Raw genomic sequence first — 2,474 nt, forward strand, 5'->3', positions numbered from 1 at the left:
GTAAATGTAGAAATACAGGCGCGACAAGAAGTCGCTTCATAATAGTGCGTATCCATAGGGATACGCTATTCTAGTTGTCAAGAATATTTCCACCCGAAACAGCGTTGCTAGTAATGGCAGGGTTGGTTGCATGAGGGGATGCATAAGGAAGCGATGAACGTACATTCAATCCGTGCTAGGGAAAGATGAGAAAGGTAAACGACAGTGAATTTTCTTAAGCTTCGTTACTATGAACCTAATGAAAGACGTTGATACATTGGGATTGCGGATGAGAAAAGTGGACTTTGTATGCCGCTGAGGGACAACCTACATATCCGCCGGAGTAGTAGAAGATACCTTCCCTCATCGTATCTATTAGAAGTGGAACTTGGTAAGCCCTATATAATCTGTACGTTGTACAGTAAGGATGTCGTAAGGCAGAATGACGTTATAGAGGGTATGGGATGTTGGAAAAAGCGAAAGTCGCAAAGTCGAAAGATAACAGGAACTCATAACTGTGCGAATAGCATTCAAGGAAAAAAAACCTTAATGATGCAACCCGAAAGGGTGCAGACTTCCAACAGGTCTTCAACACGAAAAAAAGCGGAAAGAAACTTTTGCGGAAAGGAAGGAATCTAGTTATGGATACAGCTCACAAGGCGTCGGCTATTCCTTCACTTACAGATTGGTTTACAATCCAGTGGAAAGAAATCGAAAGGTATGTAAGGAAGTTACGACAACGAATTTTTCGTGCCAAACACCAAAATCAAAGTAGAAGAGTGAGAAAATTACAACGCCTTATACTTCGAAGCAAAGCGAATCTATTGTTATCAATTAAAAGAGTTACACAAATAAACCGTGGGAAGCGCACAGCGGGTATCGATGGAGAACGTATATTGACACCTAGGTCTAGGATGGCATTGTTTCAGAAAATGAGCCACCAAAATATTTCATCACATCGTCCAAGAGCAGTAAAGCGCATACACATTCCAAAGAAAAATGGGAAATTACGCCCGTTGGGCATTCCAACAGTTAAGGATAGAATTTGGCAAAATATCGCCAAAAACGCTCTGGAACCAGAGTGGGAGGCAGAATTCGAATCCATTTCGTACGGATTCCGTCCGAAGCGTAGTGCACATGATGCCATAGCGAATATCTTTAACAAACTAAACTCCAAAAGTAAAAAAGTTTGGGTATTTGAAGGAGATTTTGCCGGATGTTTCGATAATTTAAACCATGACCATATCTTAGAGAAAATTCAAAACTTCCCAGCAAAAGAGGTTGTTAGAAGATGGTTAACATCCGGGTATGTAGATAATGAAGTGTTTCATCCTACAACATCGGGTTCTCCTCAAGGAGGAGTGATTTCACCTCTCTTGGCTAATATCGCTTTACATGGTATGGAGAAAGAGCTCGGTATTAAATACAGTAAGAGTAACACAAAAAGACAAGGTACTACCTATAATATTCATGTCAAATGCACAAAGGCAATGGTTCGTTACGCAGATGATTTTATCATCACTTGTCAAACAAAAGAAGAAGCGGAAGCTTTGTATCAAGAATTAGTACCATATCTTGAGAAACGCGGAATTACATTAGCAACAGATAAAACCCGTGTTACTCACATTACTGAAGGTTTTGATTTTCTAGGTTTTCACATTAAACAATATGTGCAAGACAAGAATAAATTGTTAATTAAACCGTCAAAAACAAGTATTCAAAAAGCCAAAAAGAAAATAAAAACAACTTTCCAAAAATTGAAAGGAAAATCTGTTTATACGCTATTAACAAACCTAAATTCAGTAATCCGGGGGTATGTGTATTACTGGAGGCATGTAGTATCGAAAAGGGTGTTCTCATCCATGGACTACTTTATATGGGGAAATGTTGTACGACATGTAAAACATTTGCATCCAAAGAAAAGTTGGAAATGGATTGTAAAACAATATTTTCGAAAGCCCAAACATGGAGGACATGATAAGTGGGTTCTCACCTGTCCAAAGACACAGTATCAAATCTATAAAATGATTTGGACTCCTATTGCAAGACATATTGGAATAAAATATAAGAACAGCCCAGACAATCCCGAACTCTCTGACTATTTTGCTAAACGAGATAAAAAAGATTTTGATAACAATAATACGCTAACTCGAATTAAAATCGCAAAGAAACAGAAATATATCTGTTCAATGTGTAAAGAGGCTTTACAAAACGGAGAAGCATTAGAAGTACATCATAAAGTTCCTAAAGCTTATGGGGGGACAAATGAATATAGTAATCTTCAACTTCTACATACATCTTGTCATATTCAACTCCATCAAAAGCATCCTATCTGCCGAGAGAGAGCATATATTTACAAGAAAGTGAACAAGCATATTTCATTAACGCCTCGAGAAAGAATTCAGGTAATAGAATGGCGTATGATGGATGACGAACGACTAGCTGTTTGGAATAAAAAGAAGGCTTGAGCCGGATGTTTGGAAACGGACAAGTCC

Annotated in this window: 1 protein-coding gene; it reads left to right on the top strand. The window is 38.3% G+C overall.

Annotated elements, in window-relative coordinates:
- Positions 1-620 precede the first annotated feature (620 nt).
- The gene (gene ltrA / locus CQ058_RS31195) at positions 621-2,447 is read left to right on the top strand and encodes a group II intron reverse transcriptase/maturase (RefSeq protein ID WP_078177370.1); all 1,827 of its coding nucleotides are present in this window, start codon (positions 621-623) and stop codon (positions 2,445-2,447) included.
- The last annotated feature ends 27 nt before the right edge of the window (positions 2,448-2,474 follow it).

Origin of the sequence: Bacillus sp. MYb56 (assembly GCF_002976445.1) — a bacterium.
Classification (GTDB): domain Bacteria; phylum Bacillota; class Bacilli; order Bacillales; family Bacillaceae_G; genus Bacillus_A; species Bacillus_A mycoides.

What these genes read in the sequence shown, in the direction of transcription:
- ltrA (WP_078177370.1), top strand. Translation starts at nt 621, where the DNA reads ATGGATACAGCTCACAAGGCGTCGGCTATTCCTTCACTTACAGATTGG.